The sequence below is a fragment of the Vibrio sp. TRT 21S02 genome, from assembly GCF_050113675.1.
In the GTDB taxonomy this organism is placed as follows: Bacteria; Pseudomonadota; Gammaproteobacteria; order Enterobacterales; family Vibrionaceae; genus Vibrio.
The window spans coordinates 35,416-41,669 of sequence record NZ_JBNJOI010000025.1 but is presented as its reverse complement, the minus strand read 5'-3'; the positions used below and the strand labels follow the sequence as shown (position 1 = coordinate 41,669).

Here is a 6,254-nt window from a genome sequence, read left to right as displayed (position 1 = left end):
CGACAACTACTGAGGCTTTAGTCGAAAGACTAGGGCTTTTTTACTTTCTAGCGTTTGAGCTTTGATTCGAACCCAAGATGGGGTTCGCCTGATATTCAGAACATGGCTCTTCACCGACAACTAATAAGGCTTTAGTCGAAAGACTAGGGTTTTTTACTTTCTAGCGTTTGCTCTTGATTCGAACCAGCCCTTCACTACCATTCATTCTGACAAATATTTCAGACACGTTTAGATCACGATTTGTGCAATCGAATCTGGCACTTTTCCTCGTTCCTCCTATTTTTCCTAAACAGAGATATTGGTTAAATCCACCTATAATTTCAGAGTATGGTTGTGGTTTTATATTCTATGTATTTACTTGAATGCCAGTTTGTACTTCTGTTTATTTGTATTTTTTTGGATTTTGTTTCTGTTTTGTTAAAAGTGGATAGTGTGAATACTTTATCTTTTTCGTTTTAGACTAAAAAACCTGTTTTATTAGAAAAATGAGCCAAAATAGCTATTTAAATGACTTTCACTTAGCTGGTTAATGGAATTTCTTAAAGTTATAGTTCAACAGTTAATGCAGTTTAAGTGCATAAATATTTTAGTTTTTTGCTCTAAAAGTGTTCAATTTCGACTTTTTATACTATATATGTTGCTTTTCTGTGAAATATTTGCCAGATTGATAAGCTTATAAATTACCAGAACAATATTCTGGTGGAATGGATTCAAATGTTCAGACAGGGCAGAAAGCTGCCGAAGCAGTAGAGGTCTGGTTAATGTCACTCTTAGAAGTAAAAAATCTTCGTATTGAATATCCGTCACGCCACGGGGTACATGCTGCGGTTAAATCACTCTCTTTTAATATTGAACGAGGAGAGATTGTCGGTGTGGTTGGTGAGTCTGGTGCAGGTAAGTCAACGGTCGGCAATGCCGTCATTGATCTGCTTAGCCCTCCGGGACGTATCGCTACGGGTGATGTGTATCTCGATGGAGAGCTGATTTCAGGTCTTTCTCCAGAGCAGATGCGCAGTGTTCGCGGCTCAAAAATCGGTTTTATTTTCCAAGATCCGATGACGTCGCTTAACCCGCTTTTCACCGTTGAACAGCAATTAAAAGAAACCATTCATGCCAATATGACGGTTTCCGACGAAGAAGCGTATCAGCGTGCGTTGTCTCTGATGCAGCAAGTTGGGATTCCCCAACCAGAAAACCGACTAAAACAGTATCCGCACCAATTTTCTGGTGGTATGCGCCAACGTGTAGTGATTGCGATTGCCTTAGCTGGTGAGCCTGATCTGATCATTGCGGATGAACCTACCACCGCACTGGATGTGTCTATCCAAGACCAAATCCTCAACCTGATCCGTGAACTGTGCATTAAAAACAACGTCGGTTGTATGTTAGTGACTCACGATATGGGTGTTGTATCCAATGTGACTGATCGTGTCGCAGTGATGTATCGAGGAGATTTGGTTGAATTTGGCCCAACAGCAAAAGTGCTGGGCGACCCAGATCATTCGTACACACGTAGCTTGATTTCTGCGGTACCTCGTTCTGATATCAAACTCGATCGCTTCCCATTAGTTAGTTACATCGAAGAAGCGCACGAGATGGAGCCGCTGGATGTGAAGAATCACTGGTTAGGTCAAAGCCAAGATCACCGTGATTACTCCGGGTCGCTATTGAACGTAGAAAACGTTAACCTGCGTTTTGTTACCAAGGATTCGCTATTTGAAAGCCGCCGTGAGTATGTTCAGGCGTCCAATAATGTCAGCTTTGAAGTGTTTGAAGGTGAGACGTTTGGGTTGGTGGGTGAATCGGGATCGGGTAAATCGACCATTGCCCGAGTGATCGCAGGCTTGTATCAACCAAACTCCGGTAAAGTGACCTTTGAAGGCATTGATCTGACGTCATTGAAATCGGAAAGTGAACGACGTCCACTGCGTCGCCAGATGCAGATGGTATTCCAAAACCCATACACCTCAATGAACCCGCGCATGAAAATCTTTGACATCATCGCGGAACCTATCCGTTTCCATAAACTGACGAACAGTGAAGCGGAGACCAGACAGATCGTTAACGATCTGTTGGATCATGTGGGTTTGGGCAAAATGGCAGGAGTTAAATACCCACATGAATTCTCTGGCGGTCAGCGTCAGCGCATCTCGATTGCACGTGCGCTGGCAACCCGTCCACGTCTTTTGATTTGTGATGAACCAACATCTGCACTGGATGTTTCGGTACAGGCGCAAATTCTCAACCTGCTAAAAGATTTACAAGATGAGCTCAATCTAACCATGCTGTTTATCAGTCACGATTTACCTGTGATCCGCCAGATGTGCGATCGAGTGGGTGTGATGCAAATGGGGACGTTATTGGAAGTCGCCCCAACCGAGCAGCTCTTTAGATCCCCTCAACACGAATACAGTAAACAACTGATTTCACTGATGCCCGAATTTACTGGGCTCAGAGAAGACATAAAAACGGCGTAAGTCGTAGGTAATTGTCGGGCGTTTTGCCCAGACGAATAAACAGAAGCAAATACAACAACTAGGGATTTGGATTCCCGCATAAGGAGTTATGCAATGAAAACCATGAAAAGCAAACTAGCAGTGGCTTTGATGGCTGCAGGCCTCAGTTTTGGTGCAGCAGCAGCAGACATTACTGTCGCATATGATGCTGATCCGGTGTCACTTGACCCGCATGAGCAACTGTCTGGCGGTACACTGCAAATGTCTCACATGGTCTTTGATCCGCTTATCCGCTTTAACCAGAAGATGGAATTTGAACCTCGCTTAGCTGAATCTTGGGAGCGTATTGACGGTGAAACAATGCACTTTAATATCCGCCAAGGTGTTAAGTTCCACTCAGGCAACATGTTGACGGCTGATGATGTTGTTTGGACATTTGACCGTCTGAAAAACTCACCTGACTTTAAAGGTATCTTCGGCCCAATCACGTCAATCACAAAAGCAGGTGATTACAAAGTTGAAGTGAAAACAGACGGCGTTTACCCGCTAGTTGAAAACGTGATGACCTACTTGTTCCCAATGGATAGCAAGTTCTATTCAGGTAAAACAGAAGATGGTAAAGACAAGGCTGAGCTAGTGAAGCACGGCAACTCTTACGCATCAACCAATGTATCGGGGACAGGACCATTTATCATCACGCAACGTGAACAGGGCGTAAAAGTAACGTTTGAGCGTTTTGATGATTACTGGGACAGCAGCTCTGAAGGTAACGTTGATAAGCTAACGCTCGTGCCAATTAAAGAAGACGCAACTCGTGTTGCAGCACTTCTTTCTGGTGATGTAGATATGATTGCACCTGTAGCGCCAAATGACTACAAGCGTATTAAGAAAGCTAAAGACGTTGATCTGTACACCATGCCGGGTACACGTGTGATCACCTTCCAAATGAACCAAAACAGCAATCCAGCACTGAAAGATGCGCGCGTGCGTCAGGCTATTGTGTATGCCATCAACAACGAAGGCATCACTAAAAAAGTCATGAAAGGCGCAGCGACAGCAGCAGGCCAGCAGAGCCCAGTTGGCTTCGTTGGTCATAATGCTGATCTGAAACCTCGCTACGATCTGAAGAAAGCGAAGCAGCTGATGAAAGAAGCGGGTTACGAGAAAGGCTTCACGCTAACCATGATGGCGCCAAACAACCGTTACGTGAACGACGATAAGATCGCTCAAGCATCGGCGGCAATGCTGTCTAAGATTGGTATTAAGGTTGATCTGAAGACTATGCCAAAAGCGCAGTACTGGCCTGAGTTCGATAAGTGTGCGGCAGACATGCTTATGATCGGCTGGCACCCAGATACGGAAGATTCAGGTAACTTCACTGAATTCCTAGCGATGACGCGTAATACGGATACGGGTAAAGGTCAGTACAACTGTGGCCACTACTCAAATGCTGAAGTCGATAAGCTGATCGAAGAAACCAATAAGATGACGGATCTTGGCAAGCGTAGTGCGGCGCTGAAGAAAGTTGAAGAAATCTTATACAACGAAGCAGCGTTTGTTCCTCTGCATTGGCAAGACCCTTCATGGGCAGCGAAAGGTAACGTTGAGATTGGTCCAATCATCAACGGTATGAACTTCCCATACTTCGGTGATCTTGTCGTTAAGTAAGGCATCACGCATAGCACCCGAGGTGACTCGGGTGCCATAACTTTTTGGTGCTTAGCTCTGTTTCAGTCGGGTTAGGTGCCATTTTTAAGGCTGAAAGCATACTCATCATTGCTAAATCTATGGAGTAATGATGAGTGTGAACACGGTAGTTCAAGACTGAAATCTACGGAAAGTTAAAGGGGCAGGGAATGTTTTCGTTTCTGGTCAAGCGCCTGTTTCAGGCACTGATAGTGATGTTTGTGATCAGTTTAGTGGCGTTTGCCATTCAGGATAACCTCGGCGATCCATTGCGTGAGCTAGTAGGTCAGTCGGTTTCTGAAGCAGAGCGCCAAGCTTTGCGTGACGACCTAGGTCTGAATGATCCCTTCATTACTAAATACACACGCTTTGTTGGCAATGCGCTACAAGGTGATTTAGGTACGTCTTATTTCTTCAAGCGCCCGGCGGTTGAAGTGATTCTGGATAAATTGGTGGCAACACTAGAGTTAGTGTTCGGTGCCACATTAATCATTATATTCTGTTCTATTCCTCTGGGGGTTTACTCAGCGATCCACCCTAAAAGTCTGTTTACCAAAATTGTAATGGCAGGCAGTAGTATCGGGATTTCGATCCCCGTATTCCTTACCGCCATCATGTTGATGTACGTCTTCTCGATTGAACTGGGTTGGTTACCGTCTTATGGGCGAGGAGAAACGGCGAATGTGTTGGGCTGGGAGTCCGGTTATTTCACCTTAGATGGCTTGGCTCACTTGGTGCTGCCTTGTATTGCACTGGCGTCCATCATGCTGCCACTGTTTATCCGTTTGGTCCGTTCTGAAATGTTGGAAGTCTTGAGTTCTGAGTACATCAAGTTCGGTAAAGCGAAAGGCTTGGCACTGAACAAGATTTATTACCAGCATGCGCTGAAAAATACCATGTTACCGGTACTAACGGTCGGTGGGGTGCAGATTGGTACCATGGTGGCTTATACCATACTGACTGAAACGGTTTTCCAATGGCCAGGAACTGGCTTCCTTTTCCTTGAGGCAATCAACCGAGTGGATACACCACTGATCACTGCTTACGTTATTTTCGTTGGTCTAATATTCGTGGTCACTAACACCATTGTTGACTTGCTATACGGCATCATCAACCCAACGGTGAATTTAACAGGTAAAGGAGCATAATCATGAGTCAAACAGCACTAGCTCCTTCGCGTTGGGAGCGATTTAAACAATCTGATTTCTTGTACTACTTTAAGCGCGATAAAGTCGCGATGACCAGTTTTACCGTCTTTATGCTGTTCTTAGTGATGGCATTGGCAGCGCCGATCATTTCGCCAACAGACCCATACGATTTATCCTCGATCGATATTATGGACTCAGAGCTACCACCAGCATGGATGGAAGACGGTGATGAGCGATTCCTGTTGGGCACTGATGAGCAAGGACGAGACATCCTTTCGACCATTCTGTATGGGTCTCGTTTGTCACTGACCATTGGTTTCTTAGCGGTTGGCCTACAATTGGTGCTTGGTATCGTGATTGGTTTGTCGGCGGGTTACTTTGGCGGCCGTATTGATAGCTTTTTAATGCGTTTTGCCGACGTGCAGCTCTCGTTTTCAACCATGATGGTCGCGATCATTGTCTCGGCCATTTTCAAAGCCAGTTTTGGCAGTGAGTTTTACAGTCAATATGCGGTCGTCATGCTGGTGGTGATCATTGGCGTGGCCGAATGGCCGCAGTATGCACGTACCATTCGTGCATCGGTATTGGCTGAGAAGAAGAAAGAATATGTGGAAGCTGCACGGGTGATGGGCTTTAAGTCGCCTCGTATTATGTTCCGCCATATTTTGCCAAACTGTTTGTCTCCTATTTTGGTTATTTCGACCGTACAGGTGGCCAACGCCATTATGTCTGAAGCGGCGCTGTCGTTTTTAGGTTTAGGCCTACCGGTAGACCAACCCTCTTTAGGGGCGCTGATCAGCATCGGCTTTAACTACATTTTCTCTGGAGCGTGGTGGATCACGGCTTTCCCAGGGCTAGTACTAGTGACCTTAGTCTTGGTGATTAACCTGCTGGGTGACTGGTTACGAGATGTATTCAACCCTAAGATTTATAAAGGGTAATTTTCCACTTTAAGCAAAAGCCG

4 protein-coding genes are annotated in these 6,254 nt (G+C 45.3%); all 4 read left to right on the top strand.

Translation table 11 applies throughout. The features are described 5' to 3' along the window. Window positions 1–761: 761 nt before the first annotated feature. A complete protein-coding gene (locus ACQEXU_RS20350) occupies window positions 762–2,477 on the top strand; it encodes a dipeptide ABC transporter ATP-binding protein (protein WP_427012100.1) in 1,716 nt (571 codons plus the stop codon). Window positions 2,478–2,570: 93 nt separating this feature from the next. Further along, window positions 2,571–4,124, top strand: a complete 1,554-nt coding sequence (locus tag ACQEXU_RS20345) for an ABC transporter substrate-binding protein (RefSeq protein ID WP_427012098.1) — start codon at window positions 2,571–2,573, stop codon at window positions 4,122–4,124. Window positions 4,125–4,312: 188 nt separating this feature from the next. Further along, the gene (locus ACQEXU_RS20340) at window positions 4,313–5,290 is read left to right on the top strand and encodes an ABC transporter permease (RefSeq protein WP_367987616.1); all 978 of its coding nucleotides are present in this window, start codon (window positions 4,313–4,315) and stop codon (window positions 5,288–5,290) included. Window positions 5,291–5,292: 2 nt separating this feature from the next. After that, a complete protein-coding gene (locus ACQEXU_RS20335; RefSeq protein ID WP_427012097.1) occupies window positions 5,293–6,231 on the top strand; it encodes an ABC transporter permease in 939 nt (312 codons plus the stop codon). Window positions 6,232–6,254 lie beyond the last annotated feature (23 nt).